This window comes from Aestuariispira insulae, from assembly GCF_003385955.1.
In the GTDB taxonomy this organism is placed as follows: Bacteria; Pseudomonadota; Alphaproteobacteria; order UBA8366; family Aestuariispiraceae; genus Aestuariispira; species Aestuariispira insulae.
This window is the reverse complement of record NZ_QRDW01000001.1, coordinates 1005175-1030351: the sequence shown is the minus strand read 5'-3', so window position 1 is coordinate 1030351 and position 25177 is coordinate 1005175. Positions and strand designations below refer to the sequence as shown.

The following is a 25177-nucleotide window of genomic DNA, read 5'->3' as shown; positions in this document are numbered from 1 at the left end:
TTTCCTAACGGTCAAAATAGTCGGCAAGACGGTCCAGCGCCTCTGCCATCCGATCGGTCCGGTTGGCAAAACAGATCCGGAGATAGCCTTCCCCTTCCGGACCAAAGGCGGCCCCGGGCGCAAGCCCGACCCTTGTCTGGGCCAGGATATCCTTGGCGGTCGCAACGGAATCAGACATGCCTTCAACGGCAAAGAAGGCATAAAAGGCGGCATCCGGCGGGCTGATCCGCAGCCGGGTGCATCCGCCCAGCCTATCCATGACCAATTGCCGGTTGGTTTTCAGTTCCGCCATCATCTCGGCCAGGGCATCTTCGCCTTTTTCTAGGGCGGTGATGCCGGCATGTTGAACGAAGGGTGGCTGGCAGGAGGTGTTGAATTCGGTCAGTTTGGCATATTGGTTCAATAGTTCCGGCGGTGCGACCACCCATCCCAGCCGCCAGCCGGTCATGCGCCAGGCCTTGGAAAAGCTGTTGATGGAAATGAACCGATCACCGGGTTCAACCAGTTCCAGGAAGGAGGGCGCGTGACGGCCATGATAAGTGATCCTGGAATAAACATCGTCGGACAAGAGCCAGACTCCGCGTTCCCGGGCGAATGCCAATAGGGTTTCCTGTTGTTCGCGCGGCATGACCCAGCCGGTCGGATTGCCCGGGGAATTGATGAAAATCACTCGTGTATGTTGATCGACCCTGGCCATCAGCTTGTCGAGATCCAGGCTCCAGACCCCGCCATGCTCATCCAGGGGCACAATGCGCGGCTCGGCACCCATGATATCGACCGTTCCGGGGATGTTTGGCCAGGTCGGGCCAGTGGTCACCATATTATCGCCCGGTTCCAGCAGCATCTGGATGGAGAGCATGACCGCCTGCATCCCGGACCCGGTCACGGCGATCTGGTCCAGATCCAGCGCGCAGCTATAGAGATTATTTGAATAAGTCCGAATAGCTTCGCGCAGGCCGGTCAGGCCCACATTGGCGGCATAAAAGGTTTCATCCCGGTCCAGGGCCTCGACGGCGGCCTGTTTGATCACGGCCGGTGTCGGGCGGTCGGATTCCCCGAACCAAAGCGGGATCACGCCATCAAGCCCCATGCCCGCATCGGCGACCTCGCGGATGCGGCTTGCGGGCATGGACTGAATCTTCGCGCGAATGGCCTGATCATTCATGGTTTTATTCCTGATTGACGCTGGTGGTTGAATATTTCACTAATCCTGAAAAAGCGGGAGGCAAAATTCATGGCGGGACTGGACGGAACCGACCGGAAAATCATCGCGGAACTATCCGCCAATGCCCGGCTGCCGGTAACCAAACTGGCGGCCAGGGTCGGTTTGTCGAGGACGGCTGTGCAACTGCGCATCGACCGGATGGAGCGGGATGGCATGATCCGGGGATATCGTGTGGAACTGGCCGAATCGGCCATCGAGAAACCGAAACCAACAGGGGCCTTCATTGAAATCCGGCTGAAAGAGCGGATGAAATATGCGCCGATTGTGGCGGTGATGAAAAAGATCCCGGAAGTGCGTGAATGCCATAATGTCAGCGGCGACGGAGATTTAATTCTGGTGGTGGAACAGGCGACGCCGGAACGCATCCAGGAGATTTGCGAGCATCTCTGGAACCATCCCAATGTGCAATCCACCAATACCATCTTTGTTCTGTCCTCACCCATTTCCCCGGTCTGAACGCCGGTTTTTCCTGATCAGCAGTTTCATTCTGCCCTGGCAGATTGCAAGCCGCCATCTGGCATAGTGCAAGTTTGTCGTCAGATTGCCTGTCCGGTTGGTTATGGATAAGGTTGTCCCATGGTGATGGCCCAGTAATGGCTGAGACGCACCCGACCGCGGTCATCGGGCAGATAGCGATAGCCGACCCCGATCTCGCTCACCCGCTTGTCCAGCATCGCTTCCCGGTGGCCGTCTTTTGATGCTTTCCATTGTTCAACGGTTTCCCGCGGATCCCGGGCACCGCCTGCCAGATTTTCGCTGACCATGTAAAACCGGTAATTGAAAGATTTTGCCCGTTCACCAGGGCCAGTTCCCAAGGGAGAGGTATGGTCGAAGTAATCCTTCACGGCCATATCGTCTGCGTGATATTGCGCCGCCCGGTTTAAAACCGGATTGATCGTCAGGGGGGGCAGGCCATGTTGCCGTCGGAACAGATTGACGTATTTCACAATGCCTTCGCGCCAGCCCGCATCTGCCATGGTATCGTGCTGGGCGGCAATCACGACCCAGATGGACCGGATGTTACGGGGCAGTCTTGCGCTGTTGGCATCCAACACAGCAATGCCGATCTCATAGGCCTTTTTTGTGCCCATCAAGGTGCGGCCCAGCTCGCTTTTTTGCAGGGCTTTGAGAAATTCGCGCTGATTCCGGTAGTTGAAATCCACAATCATCGCGGTTTCACGCGACGGATATCTGACGGCGGACACCTCACGCGCCATCAAGCCGCTATGGTAAGATTCGGGCCCCCGTTCCGCGAGATAGCGGGCCACATTGCGGGCGGCGCGGGCCAGGCGCGGCTCTGCCTGATGGTTTGGCAGGATCCGGGCGCTGCGATAGCGGTTCACATCCACCAATGTCTCTCGGGACAGGTCGGCCAGCCCCTGGCCGGCCAGGCTGACTATCGCAGACCATAGGCCTAATAACAGGATTAGAGGGCGATATCTCAAATGGGGCATTCTCCGGTCGTGGATGGTTCAAGAAAAAACCTGCCACAGAGTGTAGCAGGTTTTCTCATCAGTTCTTTGTGAACAGGCGTTTCAGCCGGTGCTTTCAGGAAAAAGAGATCTTCGGACCGGCGGGCTGGCCTTCGCCGCTGGAAAGCTTGCCCCAGACCTTTTCCGCGATGGCCATATAGGCCTTGGCATGGGCGCTTTCCGGATCGCTGACCACGATGGGATTGCCGCCGTCGGACGTGGTCCGGATATCCATATGCAGTGGAATCTCGCCCAGGAAATCGGCCCCGATCCGCTCCGCTTCGTCCCGGGCACCGCCATGGCCGAAAATATCGGACTGCTCACCGCATTTCGGGCAGAGGAAGTAGCTCATATTTTCGATCAATCCCAGGACCGGCACATCCACTTTCTTAAACATGTTCAAACCCTTCCTGGCATCCAGCAGGGCAATATCCTGAGGCGTGGAAACAATCACAGCACCGGCCAGCGGCACATTTTGCGACATGGAAAGCTGTGCGTCGCCAGTGCCTGGCGGCATATCGACCACCAGCACATCCAGCGGCCCCCAATTCACGTCATTGAGCATCTGCTGCAAAGCGCCCATGACCATCGGGCCGCGCCAGACAACGGGCTGGTCTTCGGCGACCAGGAACCCCATGGACATGGATTTGACGCCGAAATTCTCCATTGGCTCCAGGGTTTTGCCGTCGTCACTGGCGGGACGGCCGGAAATGCCCATCATGCGCGGCTGGCTGGGGCCGAAAACATCGGCATCCATCATGCCGACCGCGAGGCCAAGCGATTTCAGCGCCAGGGCCAGATTGACCGCGGTGGTGGATTTGCCGACCCCGCCCTTGCCGCTGGCAACGGCAATGATATGGCGTATTTCGGCGGCACCGGTGCCGGTTTCCTTTTTTTGCGGCTGCGGCTGGGCCGGTTTTTTCTGGGCGGCGCGCTCCGCGGTCAAAATGGCGGTCACGGAAATGACGCCGGGCAGGTTGCGCACGGCCTCTTCGGCCTGTTTGCGGATCGGTTCCATCTGGTCCGCGCGGGACGGGTCGCCGATCTCGATGGAAAACTGGACCATGCTATCCTTGATGGCGAGGCCGGAAATCATGTCGGCGGCGACCAGGTTTTTATGGCTGACCGGATCATTGATGCTGGCGAGGATGTCCAGGATCTGGGCGCGGTTGATGTCTGACATGGGGGTCTCCAAGGATAATAATTTTATCAATCACTGATCCATCCCGTCCGAGGGCTGGTATTATCAGTGAAGCATTCATATATGGAGGAATATGCGTTCCGAAAAGATGAATAAAGGGCAATGGACAGGAAAATTTGCGTTTATTCATCCATTAGGCTATCCCGGAAGCAGTTATAACCGGGTGGCATGAATGGCAATTCGGTTGAGGGGTTGATAAAAGCGCGTTTTAATACGCAACGACGTAAACCAGATAAATCTGAGAACAACGGGAAATAATACATGCCTTGGCAAAGCAATTCCGGCGGCGGCGGCCCTTGGGGCGGTGGCGGTAATCGTGGAAATGGCGGCGGTCAGAGCCCTTGGGGCTCCGGCGGCGGCAGCGGTGGCGGCGGTGGTCAACAGCCGCCCGACGTCGAGAAACTGGTGCGCGAAGGCCAGGAAAAGATCAAGAAAATGTTGCCCGGTGATATGGGTGGCATGGGGATTTTGGTGCTGGTTCTGGCCGCGGCCGCCATCTGGATGCTGACCGGCATTTACCGGGTGCAGCCGGAAGAGCTGGGTGTTGAGCTGGTTTTTGGTAAGTTTTCCGAACGCACATCCCCGGGTCTGCATTACAATTTCCCGGCCCCGATTGGCGAGGTGATTAAGCCGCAGGTGACCCGTGTAAACCAGGTGGAAGTCGGTTTCCGCTCTGGTGTTGGGCGCAGTGGTGCCGGCACCAACTTTGCCAAAGAAAGCCTGATGCTGACAGGGGATGAGAATATCATCGATGTTCAGTTCGCGGTTTTCTGGCGCATCGCGGATGCACAGAAATATGTGTTTAACATCCGAAACCCGGAACCCACGGTGAAGGACGCGGCCGAGGCGGCCATGCGTGAGATTATCGGTAAATCCGGTTTTGAATATGCCCGTACCAGCGGCCGTGGAGAGATCGCGCAGCAGACCAAAACCCTGATCCAGTCGATCCTGGATGACTATGGTGCCGGTATTGAGATCACCAATGTCAACGTGCAGAAGGTGGATCCGCCGAGCGCCGTTATCGAAGCATTCCGCGATGTCCAGGCGGCCCGTGCCGACCAGGAGCGTGTAATCAACGAGGCCCAGGCCTATCGTAACGAGGTGACCGAAAAAGCCCAGGGTCGCGCAGAACAGCTGATCCAGGCGGCAGAGGGTTATAAAGGCGAAAAGATCGCTATTGCCAGCGGTGATGCTTCCCGTTTCCTCCAGGTTTATGAGGAATATCGGAAGGCCAAGGATATTACCAAGCGCCGTATTTATCTGGAAACCATGGAAAAAGTTCTGGGTGGCATGGACAAGGTTCTGATCGAGGAAGGGGAAAACGGTTCCGGTGTTCTTCCTTATCTTCCGCTTAACGAACTGACCAACAAGAAGAATTGAGGGCGAATTAATGTTTAAAAGCAGCACTTTTCTTCTCATTGGCACAATCGCTGTGGCGGCTGTGGCCTATTCTTCAATGTTCACGGTCCGTGAAACAGAGCAGGCCTTGGTGTTTGAGCTGGGTAAACCGGTTGAAAAGAAGGTTGAAACAGGTCTGAACTTCAAGATCCCCTTCATCCAGGAAGTCCGGTATTTTGATAAACGCGTGCTGGATTATGATGCCAGCGCCAAGGAGATCCCCACCGCCGACCAGAAACAGGTCGTCGTGGATGCCTTTACCCGGTACCGGATCAACAATCCGCTCGGTTTCTATACTGCGGTCAATAATGAAATCAGTCTCCAGCAACGTCTGGATGCGATCATCGATAATTCCCTGCGTGATGTGCTGGGTGATGTGCAGTTGGCCGACGTCCTGACCCCGAAGCGGGCCCAGATGATGCGGGATTTCACCCAGTTGGTCGAAAGCCAGGCGACAGGTTTTGGTGTTGAAGTGGTTGATGTCCGCATCAAACGCATCGATTTGCCGGAAGCCAACAGTCAGGCGATCTATCGCCGGATGTCCACCGAGCGCGAGAAAGAGGCGCGCCTCTTCCGCGCGGAAGGTGAAAAAGCCTCCCGTCGGATCAAGGCGGATGCCGACAAGCAGAAACGTATCATCGAGGCAGAGGCGGCTAAGAAAGCTGAAATCCTGCGCGGTGAGGGCGACGCCCAGGCCCAGGCAATCTATAACGATGCCTATGGCCAGGATGCGGAATTCTTTGATTTCTGGCGCTCCATGCAAGCCCTGGAAAAAGGATTAAGCTCTGAAAAAACAACCTATGTCGGTCCGCCGTCCGGTGAGTTTTTCCGATATTTCAGCACTGATGGCGGCGTGAAACAGTAAGTTTCGCCATGCCTTTGGCGTTGTAAGACACTAGATTGAGGGCGGTCGGTCATTCCGGCTGCCCTCCGTTTTTTTGCAAGAGCTGTATTTGTCAGGCTGTTACCGGTTCTTTGCGCTTTTGAAGCCCTGCCGGTAGGAGGCATCAAGTTTATGAATGAGTTTTTTATTGCGCTGATAACGGCGGTGGGGCTGGTGCTGGTCCTGGAAGGGGCGATCTATGCGCTGTTTCCTGATGGCATGAAACGGATGATGAGCCAGATGTCCTATGTGCCGCCGGATGTGTTGCGCCGGGCCGGGTTGGTGGCGGCGGTGATCGGAGCGGCCATCGTCTGGTTTGTACGCGGCTGACCGGAAAAATCGGGCATGATATAATGGAGCTGGCCCGACTCTTGCTCCTGATATTTTCATAGCGGTTATAGTGCCTTGCCGCCAGGGGCGGGGATTTAAGGAACGGGAAAGAGAAAAATGCCGCATTGGTTCCGCATTGGTCTTATCTTTCTGGCAGTGACATTGCCAGCACTAGCCCCTGCAAGGGCGCAGGATGACATTGGCGTGGCTATCATCATCGGCAACAAGAGCTATGGCGCGGATGTGCCGAAAGTCCTCTATGCGCACCGGGATGCGGACGCTTTCCGGGATTATGTGGTTGATGTCCTGAAAATGGAGGAAGAAAACATCATCGACCTCCGGGATGCCAGCCAGGCGGAGATGCTGGCGGTCTTCGGGTCCGAGCGGTCACATCAGGGCAAGCTGTGGAGCTATCTTGATCCGGCGGGGAAATCGGATGTGGTGATTTATTATTCCGGTCACGGGGTCCCCGGCATCCGGGATGGCCGTGGATATCTGCTGCCGGTGGATGCGGATCCAAACCTGGCGGAAATCAATGGATATCCCCTTGATTTGCTGTATCAGAACCTGGGGCGGCTGGAAACCGCGTCGGTGACAGTGTTTCTGGATGCCTGTTTTTCCGGCGACAGTCCCAATGGCGTGCTGATCCGTGCGGCCTCTCCCGGTCTGATGCAGGTGGCCCTGCCGGAAGAGGCGGCCAAGATGACAGTTCTTACCGCCGCCAGTGGCAGCCAGCTGGCCAGCTGGGATGAAGAGGAAGAACATGGCCTGTTCACCGGCTACCTGATGGAGGGGCTGTATGGCGAGGCCGATGGCAATGATGATGGCGAGATCACGGCGGCAGAGGTGAAGGCCTATCTGGATGCGGAAATGACCCGCGCGGCCAGGCGGCGTTTCCTGCGCGACCAGGTGGCCAGCTTGACCGGGGATGGTACCCGGGTTCTGTCCCGGCCCGGCGAGGATGGTTTTCCGGAAGAGGATGAAGCTCTCGATGAAGAGGGCTATCATGTGGAAATCCCGGCCAGCGGCTATCTTTATGTCGGACCGGAATATCTGAATTTGCGCGCTGGTCCCGGCACGATATACGAAAAACTGGCGGTGCTGTCGCCCAATACCCGATTGCAGGTATTGTCGCGCGCCGGCGATAGCGATTGGCTCAGGGTGTCGCTGACGGGCGGTCAGAAAGGTTACGTTTTCGGCCAGTTCTTGCGACAGGAACCGCCCGGCCGTCCGGAAACACCGCGTCCGATCATTGAAGAGGTGCCGGAGGATGAAGAGCTGTTCCTGCCGCCGCCCGCGGCTGCCGCGCGCCCGCCGAGACCGGAGAATTTCTGGCGTCCCATTCCGGGCGATCTGCAACAATCACAGCCGATCCGCCGCAACCCGGTCCAGATCGGACAGGTGAACCGCCTGGATTTCAAGAAAGGCAATGTGGTCATTGCGCTCAACGGCGATGTCCGTGCCCAGCCGCTTCGCCCCAGAGGCCGTCTGGTGACCATGACGCGGGACGGGCGGATGATTTTTCTGACCATTATCAAGGTCAACAAAAAGAAACTTTGGGCAAGGGTGGCCGGGGATGTTAACGAGATGGAGGTAGGGCTGCGGGTCTTTGCCCGGCGGTGAGGGCCTACGGGGGGATCATGAGACGGAAAACAATCGGGCATACCGGATCCTGATTTTGTATTCTTTCCAAATTGGGGTTTAACAATTTGGAATGGATGACTATATTTCGCCCACGATCAGGATTACATATCTATTGCAACCATTTTATCAGGATTGAGGACGCATCATGGCTTTCGAACTGCCGGCGCTGCCCTACGCGAAAAACGCTCTGGAGCCGCATATTTCCGAAGAAACTCTGGATTTCCATCATGGCAAACATCACAACACCTATGTTGTGAACCTGAACGGCCTGGTTGATGGCACCGAGAATGCAAGCAAAAGCCTTGAAGAGATCATCATGGATTCCGCCGGTGACGCTTCCAAGGCTGGCCTGTTTAACAATGCCGCCCAGATCTGGAACCATACCTTCTACTGGAACTGCATGACCCCGAATGGCGGCGGCAAGCCGGAAGGCAAAGTTCTGGAAATGATCGAGGATGCTTTTGGCTCCTACGAAAAATTCCGTGAAGAGTTTAAAACCGCATGTCTGACCCAGTTCGGCAGCGGCTGGGGCTGGCTGGTGCTGAAGGACGGCAAAATGGCCATCCAGAAGACCCTTGGCGCCGATCTGCCGATGGCTCATGGCAACAAAGCCCTGCTGACCTGCGATGTTTGGGAACATGCCTATTACATCGATTTCCGCAACCGTCGTCCGGATTACGTCGATACCTTCCTGGATCACCTGGTGAACTGGGAATTCGTGGCAAGCCAGCTCTAAGGATTGCCCCGCATCCTATGAATTAAGGATGCAGACGGAATTAAATAAAAAGGCGGAAGCGGTTGCTTTCGCCTTTTTCTTTGGTGCTTAGGGTTGATTGTCCGGTAGGATGAAACCGCGCGATATGGCAAACTTGTCGCATTGGACCGGCGCAATGGGGCAATTTTGTGATTTCTACGCTCCAGGCGGGGCTGCAGGTTGAACGGAGCGGTAAACTCCCCTAAATCCAATATGCGCATTTGTATCGTGGGTTAACTGATTGATGGAGAACGGTTCAATGACTCAGACCTTCAGGATTGCTGCGCGGGCTTTGACGCCCATGCGGGAAGGCATGATCCTCCCGGCATTGCTGGTGATCTCCATGATTGCCGCCCTCTTGAACAGCCCGGCCTATGGCCGTGGCACACCGGACGGTTTTGCCGATCTGGCAGAAGAGCTGCTGCCGTCTGTGGTGGATATTCGGGCGATCCAAAATGCCCGGACGGCGGATGCTCCTAATCAGCCGCAGGCGGAATCACCTTTTCCGCCGGATAGCCCGTTTGGCGATCTGTTTGAGCGTTTCCGACGTCATGGCGAAGGAAATCAGGGCCCGAGACGCCGAGAGGCGGCTGGCTCCGGCTTTGTTATCGATTCGGATGGCATCATCGTCACCAATAATCATGTGATTGAAAATGCCGACGAGATTTATGTGATTTTCAATGATGATGACCCCAAGGAGTATCCCGCCGAGATCCTGGGCCGGGATGAAGGGGTTGATCTAGCGGTTTTGAAGGTCAAGGCCGACCGTAAGATGAAAGCCGTGAAATTCGGCGATTCCGATAAGGCGCGTGTCGGTGAATGGACCTTGGCTATCGGCAATCCCTGGGGCTTGGGCGGCAGTGTGACCGCCGGCATCATCTCAGGCCGGGCGCGTGACATTGACCGGGATTCCTTCACGGAATTCCTGCAGACAGACACCCCGATCAACCAGGGCAACTCCGGCGGACCGCTATTTAACATGAAAGGCGAAGTGATCGGCGTAAACACCGCAATCTTTACGCCCACCGGCGGATCGATCGGTCTTGGCTTTGCCATTCCATCGAACCGGGCTAAAGCTGTTGCTAAGCAGTTGCGTGAATTTGGCACGACCCGGCGCGGCTGGTTGGGGGTCTCCATCCAGAATGTGTCGCCGGATATTGCGGAGAGTGTCGGCCTGGACGAACCCTTTGGCGCTATGGTTTCGACCGTTTATGACAACAGCCCGGCCAGCCGGGCCGGACTGGAAGCCCGCGATGTGATCTTGAGCTTCAATGACCGGCGGGTCGATAATTCGGCCAGGCTGCGCCGGATGGTAGCGGCCACAACGGTTGGCGCGGAAGTGCCGGTGGTGGTGTGGCGCGACGGGTCCAAGATTAACAAAACCGTGGTCCTGGGAGAGCGGGAAAAAGTGAATATCGCAGCCCTGAGCGGTGGTGATCCTGTCCCGGAAAAGCCGGTTACCTCCCAGGCGCTGGACAGTCTGGGCCTGGAAATTGCCCCGGTATCGGATGTCCTGCGCCAGGAATTCAACCTGCGTGATGATGTCCAGGGCGTGGTAATCACAGATGTCCGCCAGGGCAGTGGTGCCGAAGCCAAGCGACTGCGCCCGGGCATGGTGATTGTCGGCGATGCCAAAGGGCCGGTCAAATCGGTTGCTGAATTGCGCCAGCGCGTTGAAAAAGCCCACGAAGACGGACGACGCAGCGTGCTCTTGCATGTCAGTATCGATGGTGAGCTGAGCTTTGTCGCCATTCGGTTCGACAATAAGGAAGGCTGAAGGCCTGGATAGGCCTGTGGCATTAAAAAGAGGGTTGGCTTGTTCAGCCCTCTTTTTTTATCAGCCTACAATGAACCGGGAATTGTATGTGTCATCCATTTCCGGTGTTTTTCGTTCAGCCGGTTCCTTTTTTAACTGCTCCTGGTAATGCTTTAAAAATCCCCTGAGAATATCCCGTCGGCTGACCATTCCGAGGAATTCCCCATCTTCTACCACTGGCATATGCCGGAATTTGTGTTGAAGAAAGATGCATGAAAGTGTCGGCAGGTCGGTATCAGCTCTGACGCATACCGGATTCATGCGTGCTTTTCGGGCAATGGGGACATCGGGCGATTGGTAAAGAGTGCTGTCGAAAAAGCATTCCAGCAGGTCTTTTTCAGACAGAAACCCCAGCAGGATCCTCTTACCACTTTCCTCACGGATTACCGGGACGTTGGAAACGCCCTGCCCCAGAATCCGACTGGCGGCAGTTTCCAGGTTTTCATCTTCCCTGATTGTAACGCATTCCCGTGTCATCAGGTCTGCGGCGGTTTGTTGGTGATAGTAGGATGTCATCGAAACACACCGTTCTATTGGACAAAGCTGTGTGTAGAATAATGCCGATCGTAACCATATGCATTGATCTGGATTAGGGAATTGTTTGGAGGCAATGTAATCCTTGGCATGGCGCATCAATCCCACAATAGTGGCGGGCAGATTGTGTCAGAGGAGCCGGGAAGCAGATGGCGATCACCAATGAAAAGGAACAGGGATTATTCTCGCGTATGATGCCGGCCGGTCTGGTTGGGCTTGGCCATGGGGCGACCCATTGGGTGGCAGCTGTCTTTCTTTTCTGTCTACCGTTTCTGTCCGAGGAAACCGGCATTGGCATTGTTGAGGCGGGTTTCCTGGCGTCGGTTTTTCATATTGCGTCCTTCCTGGCCAATTTGGGCAGCGGCCCGGTGGTGGATATGACCGGCCGCAGGGTTCTCTGGCAGGTGGTGTCTTTGACGATCGGCGCTGCGGGGCTTGTGGTTTTTGCCTTCTCTCCGGCTTTATGGCTGGCTGTGCTGGCGGTGTCGGCCATTGGGGCCTCTAATAACCTCTGGCACCCGGCGGCGATTTCCTATCTCTCTCAGCGCTATCCGGGCCGGCGTGGATTGGCACTTTCCATCCATGCGCTGGGGGCTAACCTGGGGGATGCTGTGGCACCGCTGGTGCTGGGGCTGGTGATTGCGGTGTTTGGCTGGCGGGAATCAGCATCAATTTCGGTGATTGTGCCGGTTCTGACCGCGCTGGCGCTCTTGTTTTTTCTGAAGCGAACAAGTGCGGGCGGGGCTGTATCGGCGTCGGAAGGCAAGGCCGGAAAGGCGGATTTCCTGGCCGGATTGAAGTCTCTGGTCGGCAATCGGGCGGTGCTGGCCATGTGTCTGATGTCGGGTTTCCGCAATCTGGCGCAGGCGGGGTTGCTGGTCTTTCTGCCTTTTTATCTGTTGCGTGAAATCGGCTTTTCCGTTTGGGCGGCGGGGGCGGCCATGTTTGCCTTCCAGATCTGCGGCATGGTCGCGGCACCGGTGGCTGGCCACCTGTCCGACCGGATCGGACGGCGGCCGGTTGTGATGGCGGGGCTCAGCCTGTCAACGCTTGTCCTGGCAGGCCTTAGTTTCGTGGAGAGCGGGCCGGTTTTTGTCGCGGGTATTTCTGTGCTGGGTTTTGCATTGTTTGCGATCCGCCCGGTGGTGCATAGCTGGTTGATGGATATCGCGCCGTCCCATATGGGGGGATCGGCGACCAGCCTGATGTTCGGTGTGCAGTCCCTGCTGGCGATGATCGCGCCGGTGGCCGGCGGCTGGCTGGCGGATCAATATGGTCTGATTGCCGCCTTCTATTTCCTTGGGGCGGGTATGCTGGTGGCCAATGCCATGGTGTTTGCCCTGCCGAAACAAGACAGCGTCAAAGGCTGACGAATTCGATATCCGCATAACCCTGGAAATAGAGCAGGGTGGTCATATCGCCATGGCGGATGTTGAAAGGCGCGCGTTCCAGCACGATCGGTTTTCCATGATAGCCGACCCCCATGCCCGCCGTTTCCAGCATGTCGAGATCGTTCGCGCCATCACCGATCGCACAGGTCAGTTCCTGGGGGATGCCCAACCGGTTTGACAGTTCTTCAAGAGCCAGACGCTTGCTGTCGCGGCCCAGGATCGGTTCGATCACTTTGCCGGTGAGATACCCGTCGATAATCTCGAGCCGGTTGGCACGATGTTCATGGAAACCCAGCTTTGCATGCACCACGTCGGTGGTGAAAGTGAAACCGCCGGAGACCAACGCGGTATGGCAGCCGTGGGCGACCATGGTTTTTACAGTGACTTCGGCGCCCGGCGTATAGGGAATATTCTCCATGACTTTTGCCATGGCGGTGGTGGGCTGGCCTTCCAGAAGCGCGACGCGGGTGCGCAGGGATTCCCGGAAATCCAGCTCGCCGCGCATGCCGCGCTCGGTAATTTCCTCAACCTGTTGTCCAAAGCCCAGTTCCGCCGCCAGGCTGTCCAGACTTTCTAATTGGATCATGGTCGAATCCATATCCGCCAGCAGCAGTTTTTTGCGGCGGTTCTGATCGGTCTGGACGGCATAATCCAGGCCTTCGGCCTGCGCATGGGCCAGATGCCTGACCGTGGCCTGATCCAGTCCCTGGATTTCCAGGTCGCCGGCGCGGTCGGGGGATAGCCATCTGGGCTCGCCAACGATCCCGCCTTGTTGCTGCAGGCGATCGGCGATCATGCCAACCATGTCGGCAAATCCGGTGTCAGCGACTGGCGAAACCAGGGTCAGGATGATCGGCATGAAGGTTTCCCATCTTTGTTGCGGCGCAAAATGTGAAATAGGTGGCGCGCTTTTTATAATCGGGTGAACCCCGGCTTAGCAATCATCTGATAAGATATATTATCGATGCTGGCCGTGGGGTGAAATCATCGCTATTACAGGCAGACAAGCCAAGGGAGCGTCAATTTGTCTGAAGAAGCATCAATCCTGATCATTGCCGGTCCGACTGCCTCGGGGAAATCCGCGATGGCCATGGCCGTTGCCGAGGAATTTGACGGTTGTGTGATCAATGCGGACAGCATGCAGATCTACGCTGATCTCAGGGTATTGTCTGCCAGGCCGTCGGAAGCGGACGAGGCCAGGGTACCGCACCGCCTGTATGGAGTTCTGGACGGTTCCGAGGTGTGCTCGGCAGCGCGCTGGCGGGAATTGGCGGTCCAGGCAATCCGGGAGACGCTGGCCGAAGGCAGGCTGCCGATTATCTGCGGCGGCACGGGTCTTTACATCAAGGCCCTAACGGATGGCTTGAATGAGATGCCGGCCATTCCCGATGATGTGCGTGCTCGGGTGCGCGCCGACCTGGAGGAAAAGGGCAGCCCTTTCCTGCATGAAGAGTTGAAGGTGGGCGACCCGGAAACGGCCGAACGTCTGGAACCGGGCGACAGCCAACGGGTGGCACGGGCGGTGGAGGTCTTGCGTGCCACCGGTAAATCGATCACTTGGTGGCAGACGCAAGCGCCGGTGATCGAGCCGCCGGAAGGATGGAAATTTACGACCATAGCTTTGATTCCGCCGCGCGAAGAACTTTATGACCGTTGCAACAAACGGTTTTCCAAGATGCTGGAAGAGGGCGCAATTGAAGAGGTGCAGGCGCTGGCGGCACGCGGCCTGGATCGCAGCCTGCCGGTGATGCGGGCGCTCGGTGTGCCGGAACTGATGGCCTATCTGGCCGGCGAGATAGACCTGGAAGAGGCGGAGCGCCAGGCCTCACAAGGGACCCGGCGCTATGCCAAAAGGCAGAATACCTGGTTGTCGAATCAGATAATTACAAAAAATGCCATTCATTCGAAATATTCAGAAAGTTTGCTTCCCTCAATTTTTGCAATAATTCGACAAACAGTCTTGACCACCCCAAGATAGCCCCCTATTGTGCGCCGGCTTTCGCAGGTGCAACAGCTGCGGAGGTGGCGAAAACCCTGGCTTGCAGAGACAATTGCCATCGAAACAAGCTGGCGGGAGGAATGTGGCCATGTTATGCGGAATGCTCGCCACAACCATGTTGCGTGACATTTTGAAACCAAGACCGATGGTGCGGTCGTAAAATCAAGAGGAATAGGAGTCATGAGTACTGACGCCATAAGCGGAGCGGAAATCGTCATCAAAGCCCTGGCGGACCAGGGTGTGGATGTCGTGTTCGGGTATCCGGGCGGCGCGGTGCTACCGATCTATGACGCGCTGTTCAAACAGAACCACATCCGCCATATTCTGGTCCGGCACGAGCAGGGCGCGGTTCACGCGGCCGAAGGCTATGCCCGTTCCACCGGCAAGCCGGGTGTTGTTCTGGTGACTTCCGGTCCCGGTGCCACCAATGCGGTGACCGGTCTGACCGATGCGCTTCTTGATTCCATCCCTCTGGTCTGCCTGACCGGCCAGGTGCCGACCCATTTGATCGGGAATGACGCATTCCAGGAATGTGACACCACCGGCATCACCCGCCCCTGTACCAAGCATAACTATCTGGTCAAACGGGTCGATGATCTTGAAAAAACGATGCATGAGGCTTTTTATGTGGCGACCTCCGGTCGCCCGGGGCCGGTTGTTATCGACATTCCGAAAGATGTCCAATTTGCCTCTCATGACTATCAGGGCAAGACCAACGGCCATCACAAGACCTACCGCCCGCAGGTCAAGGCGGACCATGCCCGGATCGAGGAAGCGGTTGAGCTTTTAATGAATGCCAAGAAACCGGTCATTTATGCCGGTGGCGGGGTAATCAATTCCGGTCCTGCAGCCAGCCAGTTACTGACCGATTTCGTCCGCATGACCAATTTCCCGGTCACCCTGACCCTGATGGGCCTGGGGGCTTTCCCGGCGCAGGATCCGCAATTCCTTGGTATGCTGGGTATGCACGGCACCTATGAAGCCAACTGGGCGATGCACGATTGTGATGTAATGCTGTGCCTGGGCGCGCGCTTTGACGATCGGATCACCGGCCGGGTTGACGCTTTCGCCCCCAATTCCAAAAAGATCCATATCGATATTGATCCAAGCTCGATCAATAAAAACGTCCGGGTGGATTTGCCGATCGTGGCGGACGCGGCCCATGCGATGGAAGACCTGATCAAGGTTTGGAAATCCAAGCATAAAAAACCGTCCGAAGCAGCCCTTGCCGCATGGTGGAAACAGATTGAGGAATGGCGTTCCAAGGACTGCCTGGCTTATGATCCGGAAGGCGAGACCATTAAGCCGCAGCATGCGATCAAGCGCCTGTATGAATTGACCAAAGACCGGGATCCGCTGATCACCACGGAAGTTGGCCAGCATCAGATGTGGGCGGCGCAGTATTTCCAGTTTGAAAAACCGAACCGCTGGATGACCTCGGGTGGACTGGGGACTATGGGCTACGGCATGCCGGCAGCCATCGGTGCCCAGCTGGCCCATCCGGAGAAACTGGTCATTGATATCGCGGGTGAAGCCTCGATCCTGATGAATATCCAGGAAATGTCGACCGCGGTTCAGTATCGCCTGCCGGTCAAGGTGTTCGTCTTGAATAACCAGTATATGGGCATGGTGCGCCAGTGGCAGGAACTGCTGCATGGCAGCCGTTATTCTGAAAGCTATTCCGAAGCTCTGCCGGACTTCCTGAAGCTGGCCGAGGCCTATGGCTGGAAAGGGGTGCGTGTCACCGATCCGGCGGATCTGGATGCGGGTATTCAGGAGATGATCGACCATGACGGGCCGGTATTCTGTGAAATTGCCGTGGATCAGTCGGAAAACTGCTATCCGATGATCCCGTCGGGCGCGGCGCATAACGAAATGCTGCTGGGGCCGGTGCAGGAAGGCGAAGAAGCCATCGATGAAAAAGGAAAGGTCCTGGTCTGATCGATGAAGATCACAGGAGCCGATAGAAAAAGAGACTAGAGGAATTAAAGATCATGGCCATTTCCGGACCGAGTGAAAAAAACGCCAAGCAGCCGGGCGCTGCTTATGAATTTATCAGCAATACCGAAGACAAGCGCCGCCATACTTTTGCGGTGATCGTCGATAACGAACCCGGTGTTCTGGCCCGTGTGATCGGCCTGTTTTCCGGGCGCGGTTACAATATTGAAAGCCTGACGGTTTCCACCGTCACCGAAGATGAAAGCACCAGTCGCATCAATATTGTGACCATCGGCACCGCCATGGTGATCGAACAGATTAAGGCTCAGCTGGAACGCCTCGTGCCGGTTCATAACGTGCATGACTTGACCATAGAAGGCCCGCATGTTGAAAAAGAGCTGGCATTGGTCAAGGTGAAAGCAACCGACCATCAGCGCCGCGAGAGCCTTCGAATTGCGGATATCTATAAGGCGCGGGTTGCCGATACCACGTTGGAGAGCTTTGTCTTCCTGATTGATGGTGAAGCGGAAAAGGTCGACAGTTTCATCGAAATGATGCGGGCGCTGGGCGAGGTGGAAGTGGCCCGGTCCGGCGTTGTTGCCATCAGCCGCGGTAGCACGATCACACCTGTCTGATCATGGCGGAATATATGATGCTATGAAAAAGGGCCGCAATCGCGGCCCTTTTCTATTTGCGGATTTGAGGCCTTCACGGTTCAGCGATACTGGGTCAACAGGTCGTCAAATTCCCCGGATGCCTGGAAGGCAGCGAAATGGCGGTCAAAGGCTTCCACAAAAGGGACAAGGTCATCGCGTAGGGCAAAACGAAAACGGAAACCGACCGGATCAAAGCCCTTTGCGCTGACATCGAACTGATCCAGCTGCAGCTCGGTTTTGGTGCGGAACAGCCAAAGCGCAACATTACGGTCCAGGATGGCGCCATCCGTGCGTTCCAGCATCACCATCTTGAGCAGAGAACTGAAGTTTTGTGTGTTGCGACGGATGATAATACCATTGGCAAAGCCAGTATCAAAAGAGGGATAACTATACCCGATCATGGCGGCCAGTGATTTTCCATGCAAATCCTCCACCCGGCTGATGGCGATAGGGTTATCCTTCCGAATGATGATATGATCGGCCACGGTGATGATGGGGACTGTCCAAAGGAAACGTTCCGGTCCACTCACCCATTCCTGGGCTTGGGCGGATGCTTCCAAGTTACCAACCAATTGCAAGGCCAGGGCGCGGTTGTCCGGCATATATTCGATCTGGACCGAATAGCCCTGTTTTCCCGCAAGTCGGGCCAAGATGGCTGTCATGATGCCGGGTTGATCGGCCCCCTGAGGCATCAGATAAGGCGGATAACCGACTTTTGGAAATCCCAGGCGGATGACATTGTCGCCCTTGGCAGCCTGTCCCGATGCCGCGGAGAAGCTCCCAAGGAAGAGTGCAAAAAATAACAGAATATTTTTGGTCCAGTCCTGGATCATTGTCTCTGCATCTTAACGTGGCTTTAAGGTCTGTCCGACCACGATAAGGTGGAAACCTTAACAAAATGTGATGTGCTGTTTGCCATTTTATCTATTTAAAGAGATTGTAAATAACCTTGCTCTACAGTTACTGGCCGGTTCGCGTTTTTTGGTATTATCGATGCCGGGTGAAAGAGTAATGATGAAATTCCCACGATTGTTTGACCATTTCCTTCGGCATGCATCCCTGTTTGTGGCCGGGATGGTGATGACAATTGGTCTTGGGTGGCAACAAGAGGCGCACGCCCATTGTGAACGAACCTATCTGATGGCGCATTCCGGTGACTATGTACCTTATCAATATATGTCTGAGGATGGTGTCCTGATCGGTCTGGATGTCGATATCCTGGCGGGAATCATGCGGGAAATGGGCTGTGGGTATGAGCTGAAGAAACTGCCTCCGCGTCGGGCCCAACTGATGCTGCGGGAAGGTGAGATGGATGTTATGGCAGCCGCCTCAATCACCGCTGAACGCCATCAATATGCCCATTTCAGCCTGCCCTATAGAGATGAAAAGATCGTCATGTTTGCCAGGGTGGAGGATGCACCCAATTATCAAACTCTGGACCTCAAAGGGGCTTTCGCTCAAAATCTGACGGTTGCAGCTGGGATCGGCGGCTGGTACGGGTCGGAATATGGGGAATTGAAAGATACCGAGGCGGCGAAAAATTCGCTGGTGCTCAATAACAGCACCCGCGCTCGGATCCGCCAGTTGATCACCGGTCGGGTTCAACTGGTTCTAGCGGATCTCTATGTGGGATATTACCATGCGGGTGAGCTTGACGCCCGAAACCGGATCATTGAACTGCCACACGCTCTTAATGCGGATCCGGTTCATTTCATGCTGAGCCGGAAGACTATGTCTGGTAGCGATGTGGACAGTTTCAATAAGGCGCTTTCACGATTTATGTCTTCCGAGCAATATACGGATCTGATCCTGGAATACCGCCCGCGCGGGCTGGAGTAAGCAAAAGCACCGCTTTTAGATGCTTCTGCAAGAAAGCGCTCTCAAAATTGAAATAATCGTGCTTGTGAGCCTCCGGAAAAGGCATTTTGACGAATTTTGTGCCGAAAATGCCGTAAGTGTCATTGCGCCGGTGGCTCAAGCCTTATAGAAAGACGGCGGTTTTGAGAGATTCCGTTGGGATTGAATTTTAAAGAAGGAGCGCCAGTATGCGCGTCTATTATGACCGTGATGCGGACGTTAATCTGATTAAGTCCAAAAATGTTCTGATCGTTGGTTACGGCAGCCAGGGCCATGCCCATGCCATGAACCTGCGTGACAGCGGTGTGGAAAATGTCCGGATCGCGCTGCGCGAAGGTTCTGCGACCCGCAAGAAAGTCGAAGGCGCAGGCTTCACCTGCATGACCCCGGCTGAAGGCGCTGCCTGGGCCGATCTGGTCATGATGCTGACCCCGGATGAACTTCAGGGCGATATCTACGCGAACGACCTGCATGGCAACATGAAGGAAGGTGCCGCACTGGCCTTCGCTCATGGCCTGAACGTTCATTTCAACCTGATCGAGCCGCGTGCTGATCTGGACGTATTCATGATCGCTCCGAAAGGTCCGGGCCACACGGTCCGCTCCGAATATCAGCGTGGCGGCGGCGTGCCGACCCTGGTTGCGATCCATGCTAACAAATCCGGCAATGCCATGGAATTGGCCCTGTCCTATGCTTCTGCCAATGGCGGCGGCCGTGCCGGCATTATCGAAACCACCTTCAAGGAAGAGTGCGAAACCGACCTCTTCGGTGAGCAGGTTGTCCTGTGCGGCGGTTTGGTTGAACTGATCCGTGCCGGTTTCGAAACCCTGGTTGAAGCTGGTTACGCGCCGGAAATGGCGTATTTCGAATGTTTGCATGAAACCAAGCTGATCGTGGATCTGATCTACGAAGGCGGTATTGCCAACATGAATTATTCCATCTCCAACACCGCTGAATATGGTGAATATGTCACCGGTCCGCGCATCATCACCCCGGAAACCAAAGCCGAGATGAAACGCGTTCTGGAAGACATTCAGACCGGTAAATTCACCCGTGACTGGATGCTGGAAAACAAAGTGAACCAGGCTTCCTTTAAGGCGACCCGCCGTTTGAACGATGCCCATCCGATTGAGGAAGTGGGTTCCAAGCTGCGTGCCATGATGCCCTGGATCCAGGAAAACAAGAAAGTGGACAAGGAAAAGAACTAATCCTTGTTCCGGTCTTGCTCGATCAGGAAAGCCCCGCCATATGGCGGGGCTTTTTCTTTTCGGCCTGATTTCTGTCAAGAAGGGTGGTAGGTTTGCATCTCTAAAGTTTAATCATGACGTGGGGGGGCGAAATGATCGGAGTAAAAAAGCTGGGCTTATTGCTGTTTGGCCCGTTGATTTTCTTGATATCTTCCGTTGGCGCACAGGCCGCCGACTGTGTCGGCAGCATGGTGATCCGGCTGTCTGAGGATTACTTGCCATTCAGCATGCAGAAGGGCGAGGAGGTGACGGGCATTGATGTCACCTTCATCAAGATGGTGATGGATGAAATCGGGTGTCCTCATAAAATGGTTCTGCAGCCCTGGAAACGGGCGGTGCTCCAACTGGAATACGGTCAGATTGACATGATCCCGTTTGCGTCTGTCACGCCGGAGCGAAAACTGTTTGCGCATTTTTCGGTACCCTACCGCAAGGAAACGGCGGGCCTGATTATCCGGCGCGAAGATAGGGGTAAATATCGGATCAAATCATTGGATGATGTGATGACACTTGGCATGCGTCTCGGGCATACAAGAGGCACATGGCGGGGGGAGGCCTTCAAGGAGTTTGCCAGCCAAGCGGAAGCGGACGGTGTGATTTTCAACGTTACCTACACTAGCCAGGGGATCAAAATGCTGGTCAATAACCGGATTGACGCGCTGGTGGAGATGCCGGCGGCTGTCATGGCCCAGGCCCGCGATATGGGAGTGGAAGACCGGCTGGCGGAACATCCCTTCATTCTGATGTCGGAACCGGTTCATTTCATGTATTCGCGTAAAACCGTATCACCCGCTTTGGTCAAACAGATTGATGCCGCCATTCTCAAGCTGATTAAGACCGATGCCTACCGCAGGCTTTATGGCAGTATAGCATTATCCGAGGATGCCATGCTGTGATCAGGGGGGGGAGGGGTCAGATAGGCCAAAGCAGACTAAGGCTGCTCTGTTTTTGGAAACCGTATCGCTCATAAAAGCGGAGGGCGGCATGGTTGTCGCCAACCACCTCCAATACGGCGTGGTCCATGCCGGTTTCAGTGAAGATATAGGGCAGGAGATGGCCGAGAATCTGTCCGCCTATTCCCCGGTTCTGGCGTGCTGGAGTGACCACGATATTGGCGATGTAATTCTTGTCGTGCCAGGCTAGGCCTACAGGCTCGTCATCCAGCCAATAGGCGTGAAAGCTGCCCTTATCGATGTATGGCGTGATTTCTTCCAAGGCCTGTTCCGGATACTCCGATGCCCAAAGGAAGGGTTGTAACCCGATCCTGCGCCTTAGAGCTTCGAAGCCGTGGGCCCACAGTGATAGATACCGGTACTTATGGGCTGCTTCAAACGGCCTTCTTGTCACTGAGCAGGCGGCAGGTGAGAAAAACTGCTGGTCTATGCGGTAATTTTCCAAAGTGAAACCGAGATTGTAATCTTTTCCGGATAGGTGCGAGATCAATCCCTCGTTCCTGTTGGAGAGAATGAGGACAAAGCCGTTGGGGTGTGATTGTTCCTGGCCGATCCGTTGGAGCCATCGCCTGAATTCCGCCATCGGGAAAACTGCATCTCTTTCGGGATGGCAACAGATATAGCAGGCGGTTTCGGCCAACCCTTCATATTCCGGATTGAGAAAAATCGCGGTTGTCAGTTTTTTGTCACGCCAAATACCAAAACATCGCCCTTCAGCGATGCCAGGCGAGTGAGAGGCTGCCAAAGGATCGGTTTGCCGCAACAGGGCATCGAATTCGGAAAGCGCTGCCGAGGCGGTGATCGGAGTTATCTGTTCCACCATGAAATGCCGGGAGAATTGTTTTGCCACAAAATAGAAAAAGCCATGAAAGCACCGAACGCCGGTCCGCAAAAGACACAATTTCCACTTAAATTGTGGCGGAAAAAAGAAATTGCAGATCGGGCCTAAAACTCGTAAACCCTAAGACATGCGTCGGTTTCTGCATGTTTCTGTCCTTTCGGTTCCCATCCGGTCAAGAATTTGAACTCTGAATACAACTGCGTTAAAGTATTCAATGTGGGTTTATTCTGATGTTTTCTGTGAATTTGCAGTTTTCAAGGGATGGAAATTAAGTAAAGATATCGGCGCGTATAGTAATTTTGTGATTACGGCCATCCGGCCATGGAAATAAAGTGCATGGAGCGGCTCTCCTGCTGACCATGTGATCATTGATTTTTTTCAGTTGGTTACATGGATCGGTCTGGTGAAGCTGCCGGAATTAAAACTTGGAGGCTGTCGCTCGACATGATTTCGCGACTTCTTGGATTTCTCTCTGCCGATATGGCGATCGACCTGGGCACTGCCAACACGCTGGTCTATGTAAAGGGGCGTGGGATCGTCCTGAATGAGCCGTCGGTTGTTGCGATTGTTGAAATCAAAGGAAAGAAACAGGTTCTTTCTGTCGGTGACGAAGCGAAGATGATGCTGGGCCGTACGCCAGGCAATATTCAGGCGATCCGGCCTCTGCGCGACGGTGTCATTGCGGACTTTGATGTTGCGGAAGAAATGATCAAACATTTCATTCGCAAGGTTCACAACAGGCGCAGTTTTGCCCGGCCCCAGGTTATTGTTTGTGTGCCGTCCGGCTCCACTGCCGTTGAGCGCCGCGCGATCCAGGAATCGGCTGAAAGTGCTGGCGCCCGTCGTGTCTTCCTGATTGAAGAACCGATGGCAGCGGCCATTGGCGCCCAGTTGCCGGTGACCGAACCAACCGGCTCCATGGTTGTGGATGTGGGCGGCGGTACCACTGAGGTTGCAGTTCTCTCGCTGGGTGGTATCGTATATTCACGTTCGGTCCGTGTCGGTGGCGACAAGATGGATGAGGCGATCATCGCCTATATCCGCCGCAACCATAACCTGCTTGTGGGTGAAGGTTCCGCTGAACGGATCAAGAAAGAGATCGGATCGGCCTGTCCGCCGGAAGATGGTGACGGCGAACAGATGGAAATCAAAGGCCGCGATCTGATGAATGGCGTGCCGAAAGAGCTCAAAATCACCGAACGACAGATCGCGGAAAGCCTGGCAGAGCCGGTTGGCGCGATTGTCGAGGCTGTGAAAGTGGCCCTGGAGCAGACCCCGCCGGAACTGGCGGCGGATATTGTGGATAAGGGCATCGTCTTGACCGGCGGTGGCGGCATGCTGCGGAATTTGGATTCTGTGCTGCGCCAGGCAACCGGCCTTCCGGTTTCCATCGCCGATGACGCGCTGTCCTGCGTGGCGCTCGGCACAGGACGCTGCCTGGAAGAAATGCGCACCCTGCGCAACGTATTGATCAGTATGTATTGATCAAGCGGGCTGGTGCCGGTGGCTTTATCCCTTCGGCACCAGCGGCAATGTAGAAGAGGGTTGACGTGAAACAACGACCTGGAACCATGACAAGGATTGCGGCACTGCGGACGGTGCTGCAACGCTTTGCTTTCATGCTGTTGCTTGGAAGTGCGGCGGCGATCATGGTGATGGGCCGAACCAATCCGGAAGCGTTTCAACAGGCAAGAACCGTTGTAACGGATGCAACCACGCCAATCCTTGATGTGCTTTCAAGGCCGACAGCAACCGTCAATCACTGGGTCGCGGAAGTAAAGGCACTGGTGAGCCTGCGGGAAGAAAACCAGCGTCTGCGTGAAGAAAACGCCAGGCTTTTGCAATGGCAGGCGGCGGCACGCATCCTGGATGTTGAAAATCGTGAGTTGCAGGCACTGCTGGCCTATGACCGCAAGGACGCCATGCGTTATGTGACGGGCCGGGTGGTCGGTCTTGGCGGGACATTCGTTCGCTCAGTTTTGTTGAATATCGGCACCAATGACGGGGTGCGCACCGGTCAGGTGGCGGTGGTTGGTGAAGGCTTGATCGGCCGCGTGGCTGAAACCGGGAAATTCAGTTCCCGGGTCCTGCTGGTGTCGGACCTGAACAGCCGGATCCCTGTGATTGTTGAAGAAACCCGGGTGCGGGCGGTTTTGGCCGGTGATAACAGCCTCCAGCCTCAAATTGTTTATCTGTCGGCGGATTCGGAAATTAAGGAAGGCCAGCGCATTGTGACCTCCGGCCATGGCGGCGCATTCCCGCCAGGCATCCCTGTTGGTGTGGTGGCTTCCGTTGGCGATGCGGGGGTGCGGGTCAAGCTATTTGCCGAGGCGGATTCCCAGGAATATATCCGGTTGATGGATTTCGGTCTTCGCGGGGTGCTTGAATCTTCGGCCGAGGGACAATAAGCGAATATTGAGCAGCCCCCGGTGCCCGGGTATGATGGACAGACGGCTGGCATGGTATAAAACAGACGTGCCCTGCCGGAGTAAACAACATTTTCCTGATTGTATTTTGACATGTATGGGTTCTGGATCCGGATCGATATCATAGCGCGCAGCCTGATCCCCTTCATGCTGACATTGACGCTTGTGGTGCTGGGACAGGTGCCCAACCATATTGCCGGTTTTGACCGCATGATGCCCATGTTGGCATTGATCTCGATATATTATTGGTCGATCTACCGACCGGATCTGATGCCGATGATTATGGTTTTCCTGTTGGGGCTGCTGCAGGACATTCTGGCGGGCTCACCGTTGGGCATGCATTCCTTCCTGTTTTTGATCGGATATGCGTTGGTCGGTTCCCAGCGCCGCTTTTTCCTGGGTAACTCCTTTGGTATCGTTTGGTGGGGCTTCATGCTGGTCTGTGCGATCATCGCCTTTCTGGAATGGCTGTTGGCATGTTTGATCGGGCAGCAGTTCCTGTCACCATCCCCAGCGATTTTTTCCTATCTCTTCAGCATGGCGGCATTCCCGATCTTGGCCGTTCCCATGCTGATGCTTCACAGATTGCTGCCCAGCCATGGATAAGGGTGG

Annotated in this window: 24 protein-coding genes; 17 read left to right on the top strand and 7 right to left on the bottom strand. The window is 55.5% G+C overall.

The window, feature by feature from the left end; all coding sequences use genetic code 11:
* Positions 1–4: 4 nt before the first annotated feature.
* Positions 5–1165 (bottom strand): pyridoxal phosphate-dependent aminotransferase, encoded by a 1161-nt coding sequence (locus DFP90_RS05050; protein WP_115935281.1) that lies wholly within the window; start codon positions 1163–1165, stop codon positions 5–7.
* Between the two features lie 69 nt (positions 1166–1234).
* Between DFP90_RS05050 and DFP90_RS05045 the strand changes: the two genes are divergently transcribed.
* Positions 1235–1681 (top strand): Lrp/AsnC family transcriptional regulator, encoded by a 447-nt coding sequence (locus DFP90_RS05045; protein WP_115935280.1) that lies wholly within the window; start codon positions 1235–1237, stop codon positions 1679–1681.
* A gap of 101 nt (positions 1682–1782) precedes the next feature.
* Here the strand turns inward: DFP90_RS05045 and DFP90_RS05040 are convergent, their stop codons facing one another.
* Complete coding sequence (locus DFP90_RS05040) at positions 1783–2679, bottom strand: CAP domain-containing protein (RefSeq protein ID WP_115935279.1); 897 nt, start codon at positions 2677–2679, stop codon at positions 1783–1785.
* Between the two features lie 94 nt (positions 2680–2773).
* A complete protein-coding gene (gene apbC / locus DFP90_RS05035) occupies positions 2774–3880 on the bottom strand; it encodes an iron-sulfur cluster carrier protein ApbC (RefSeq protein WP_115935278.1) in 1107 nt (368 codons plus the stop codon).
* Between the two features lie 279 nt (positions 3881–4159).
* Here apbC and hflK point away from each other — a divergent pair, with 279 nt between their 5' ends.
* The 6 genes from hflK (at position 4160) to DFP90_RS05005 (ending at position 10684) form a co-directional block, all read left to right on the top strand.
* On the top strand, positions 4160–5278 hold the full coding sequence (gene hflK, locus DFP90_RS05030; protein ID WP_115935277.1) for an FtsH protease activity modulator HflK: 1119 nt from the start codon (positions 4160–4162) through the stop codon (positions 5276–5278).
* Positions 5279–5288: 10 nt separating this feature from the next.
* Positions 5289–6161 carry a protease modulator HflC gene (hflC, locus tag DFP90_RS05025; protein WP_115935276.1) on the top strand — a complete coding sequence of 291 codons (873 nt, stop codon included), beginning with the start codon at positions 5289–5291 and terminating at the stop codon, positions 6159–6161.
* 150 nt (positions 6162–6311) lie between these two features.
* A complete protein-coding gene (locus DFP90_RS05020; protein WP_115935275.1) occupies positions 6312–6509 on the top strand; it encodes a DUF2065 domain-containing protein in 198 nt (65 codons plus the stop codon).
* A gap of 117 nt (positions 6510–6626) precedes the next feature.
* Entirely contained in the window at positions 6627–8132 is a 1506-nt protein-coding gene (locus tag DFP90_RS05015) for an SH3 domain-containing protein (RefSeq protein WP_115935274.1), read from the top strand.
* A gap of 166 nt (positions 8133–8298) precedes the next feature.
* On the top strand, positions 8299–8889 hold the full coding sequence (locus tag DFP90_RS05010; RefSeq protein WP_115935273.1) for a superoxide dismutase: 591 nt from the start codon (positions 8299–8301) through the stop codon (positions 8887–8889).
* A 277-nt stretch (positions 8890–9166) separates the two neighbouring features.
* Positions 9167–10684 carry a Do family serine endopeptidase gene (locus DFP90_RS05005; RefSeq protein ID WP_218044571.1) on the top strand — a complete coding sequence of 506 codons (1518 nt, stop codon included), beginning with the start codon at positions 9167–9169 and terminating at the stop codon, positions 10682–10684.
* 60 nt (positions 10685–10744) lie between these two features.
* Here DFP90_RS05005 and DFP90_RS05000 read toward each other — a convergent pair whose 3' ends face one another.
* Positions 10745–11356 carry a CBS domain-containing protein gene (locus DFP90_RS05000; RefSeq protein WP_115935272.1) on the bottom strand — a complete coding sequence of 204 codons (612 nt, stop codon included), beginning with the start codon at positions 11354–11356 and terminating at the stop codon, positions 10745–10747.
* A 50-nt stretch (positions 11357–11406) separates the two neighbouring features.
* Here DFP90_RS05000 and DFP90_RS04995 point away from each other — a divergent pair, with 50 nt between their 5' ends.
* Positions 11407–12627 carry an MFS transporter gene (locus DFP90_RS04995; RefSeq protein WP_115935271.1) on the top strand — a complete coding sequence of 407 codons (1221 nt, stop codon included), beginning with the start codon at positions 11407–11409 and terminating at the stop codon, positions 12625–12627.
* Here DFP90_RS04995 and serB read toward each other — a convergent pair.
* A complete protein-coding gene (serB, locus tag DFP90_RS04990) occupies positions 12617–13507 on the bottom strand; it encodes a phosphoserine phosphatase SerB (protein WP_218044570.1) in 891 nt (296 codons plus the stop codon). The genes DFP90_RS04995 and serB overlap by 11 nt on opposite strands.
* Positions 13508–13672: 165 nt before the next feature.
* Between serB and miaA the strand changes: the two genes are divergently transcribed.
* The 3 genes from miaA to ilvN all read left to right on the top strand — a co-directional run bounded on the left by miaA (position 13673) and on the right by ilvN (position 17220).
* The gene (gene miaA, locus DFP90_RS04985) at positions 13673–14626 is read left to right on the top strand and encodes a tRNA (adenosine(37)-N6)-dimethylallyltransferase MiaA (RefSeq protein WP_115935270.1); all 954 of its coding nucleotides are present in this window, start codon (positions 13673–13675) and stop codon (positions 14624–14626) included.
* A gap of 201 nt (positions 14627–14827) precedes the next feature.
* Positions 14828–16588, top strand: a complete 1761-nt coding sequence (locus DFP90_RS04980) for an acetolactate synthase 3 large subunit (RefSeq protein ID WP_115935269.1) — start codon at positions 14828–14830, stop codon at positions 16586–16588.
* A 53-nt stretch (positions 16589–16641) separates the two neighbouring features.
* Positions 16642–17220, top strand: coding sequence for an acetolactate synthase small subunit (gene ilvN, locus DFP90_RS04975; RefSeq protein WP_115935268.1), 579 nt, complete (start codon positions 16642–16644; stop codon positions 17218–17220).
* A gap of 80 nt (positions 17221–17300) precedes the next feature.
* Here ilvN and DFP90_RS04970 read toward each other — a convergent pair whose 3' ends face one another.
* Positions 17301–18074 (bottom strand): substrate-binding periplasmic protein, encoded by a 774-nt coding sequence (locus tag DFP90_RS04970; RefSeq protein WP_115935267.1) that lies wholly within the window; start codon positions 18072–18074, stop codon positions 17301–17303.
* Between the two features lie 178 nt (positions 18075–18252).
* On the opposite strand from DFP90_RS04970, the gene DFP90_RS04965 reads away from it, so the two are divergent.
* From DFP90_RS04965 to DFP90_RS04955, 3 genes are all read left to right on the top strand, one after another.
* A complete protein-coding gene (locus DFP90_RS04965; RefSeq protein WP_181905194.1) occupies positions 18253–19080 on the top strand; it encodes a substrate-binding periplasmic protein in 828 nt (275 codons plus the stop codon).
* Between the two features lie 206 nt (positions 19081–19286).
* Positions 19287–20306 carry a ketol-acid reductoisomerase gene (gene ilvC, locus DFP90_RS04960; RefSeq protein ID WP_115935265.1) on the top strand — a complete coding sequence of 340 codons (1020 nt, stop codon included), beginning with the start codon at positions 19287–19289 and terminating at the stop codon, positions 20304–20306.
* Positions 20307–20437: 131 nt separating this feature from the next.
* Positions 20438–21241: a substrate-binding periplasmic protein gene (locus tag DFP90_RS04955; protein WP_181905193.1), complete on the top strand. Its 804-nt coding sequence runs from the start codon at positions 20438–20440 to the stop codon at positions 21239–21241.
* A 16-nt stretch (positions 21242–21257) separates the two neighbouring features.
* On the opposite strand, the gene DFP90_RS04950 is transcribed toward DFP90_RS04955, so the two are convergent.
* On the bottom strand, positions 21258–22148 hold the full coding sequence (locus DFP90_RS04950) for a GNAT family N-acetyltransferase (RefSeq protein ID WP_147300937.1): 891 nt from the start codon (positions 22146–22148) through the stop codon (positions 21258–21260).
* Between the two features lie 435 nt (positions 22149–22583).
* Here DFP90_RS04950 and DFP90_RS04945 point away from each other — a divergent pair, with 435 nt between their 5' ends.
* The 3 genes from DFP90_RS04945 (at position 22584) to mreD (ending at position 25171) form a co-directional block, all read left to right on the top strand.
* Positions 22584–23624 (top strand): rod shape-determining protein, encoded by a 1041-nt coding sequence (locus tag DFP90_RS04945; RefSeq protein WP_115935262.1) that lies wholly within the window; start codon positions 22584–22586, stop codon positions 23622–23624.
* 65 nt (positions 23625–23689) lie between these two features.
* On the top strand, positions 23690–24547 hold the full coding sequence (gene mreC / locus DFP90_RS04940; RefSeq protein WP_147300936.1) for a rod shape-determining protein MreC: 858 nt from the start codon (positions 23690–23692) through the stop codon (positions 24545–24547).
* Between the two features lie 111 nt (positions 24548–24658).
* A complete protein-coding gene (gene mreD, locus DFP90_RS04935; protein WP_115935260.1) occupies positions 24659–25171 on the top strand; it encodes a rod shape-determining protein MreD in 513 nt (170 codons plus the stop codon).
* Positions 25172–25177 lie beyond the last annotated feature (6 nt).

Coding starts and splice junctions, on each gene's coding strand:
- DFP90_RS05050 (WP_115935281.1), bottom strand. CDS start 1,165: ATGAATGATCAGGCCATTCGCGCGAAGATTCAGTCCATGCCCGCAAGC.
- DFP90_RS05045 (WP_115935280.1), top strand. CDS start 1,235: ATGGCGGGACTGGACGGAACCGACCGGAAAATCATCGCGGAACTATCC.
- DFP90_RS05040 (WP_115935279.1), bottom strand. CDS start 2,679: ATGCCCCATTTGAGATATCGCCCTCTAATCCTGTTATTAGGCCTATGG.
- apbC (WP_115935278.1), bottom strand. CDS start 3,880: ATGTCAGACATCAACCGCGCCCAGATCCTGGACATCCTCGCCAGCATC.
- hflK (WP_115935277.1), top strand. CDS start 4,160: ATGCCTTGGCAAAGCAATTCCGGCGGCGGCGGCCCTTGGGGCGGTGGC.
- hflC (WP_115935276.1), top strand. CDS start 5,289: ATGTTTAAAAGCAGCACTTTTCTTCTCATTGGCACAATCGCTGTGGCG.
- DFP90_RS05020 (WP_115935275.1), top strand. CDS start 6,312: ATGAATGAGTTTTTTATTGCGCTGATAACGGCGGTGGGGCTGGTGCTG.
- DFP90_RS05015 (WP_115935274.1), top strand. CDS start 6,627: ATGCCGCATTGGTTCCGCATTGGTCTTATCTTTCTGGCAGTGACATTG.
- DFP90_RS05010 (WP_115935273.1), top strand. CDS start 8,299: ATGGCTTTCGAACTGCCGGCGCTGCCCTACGCGAAAAACGCTCTGGAG.
- DFP90_RS05005 (WP_218044571.1), top strand. CDS start 9,167: ATGACTCAGACCTTCAGGATTGCTGCGCGGGCTTTGACGCCCATGCGG.
- DFP90_RS05000 (WP_115935272.1), bottom strand. CDS start 11,356: ATGCGCCATGCCAAGGATTACATTGCCTCCAAACAATTCCCTAATCCA.
- DFP90_RS04995 (WP_115935271.1), top strand. CDS start 11,407: ATGGCGATCACCAATGAAAAGGAACAGGGATTATTCTCGCGTATGATG.
- serB (WP_218044570.1), bottom strand. CDS start 13,507: ATGCCGATCATCCTGACCCTGGTTTCGCCAGTCGCTGACACCGGATTT.
- DFP90_RS04980 (WP_115935269.1), top strand. CDS start 14,828: ATGAGTACTGACGCCATAAGCGGAGCGGAAATCGTCATCAAAGCCCTG.
- ilvN (WP_115935268.1), top strand. CDS start 16,642: ATGGCCATTTCCGGACCGAGTGAAAAAAACGCCAAGCAGCCGGGCGCT.
- DFP90_RS04970 (WP_115935267.1), bottom strand. CDS start 18,074: ATGATCCAGGACTGGACCAAAAATATTCTGTTATTTTTTGCACTCTTC.
- DFP90_RS04965 (WP_181905194.1), top strand. CDS start 18,253: ATGATGAAATTCCCACGATTGTTTGACCATTTCCTTCGGCATGCATCC.
- ilvC (WP_115935265.1), top strand. CDS start 19,287: ATGCGCGTCTATTATGACCGTGATGCGGACGTTAATCTGATTAAGTCC.
- DFP90_RS04955 (WP_181905193.1), top strand. CDS start 20,438: ATGATCGGAGTAAAAAAGCTGGGCTTATTGCTGTTTGGCCCGTTGATT.
- DFP90_RS04945 (WP_115935262.1), top strand. CDS start 22,584: ATGATTTCGCGACTTCTTGGATTTCTCTCTGCCGATATGGCGATCGAC.
- mreD (WP_115935260.1), top strand. CDS start 24,659: ATGTATGGGTTCTGGATCCGGATCGATATCATAGCGCGCAGCCTGATC.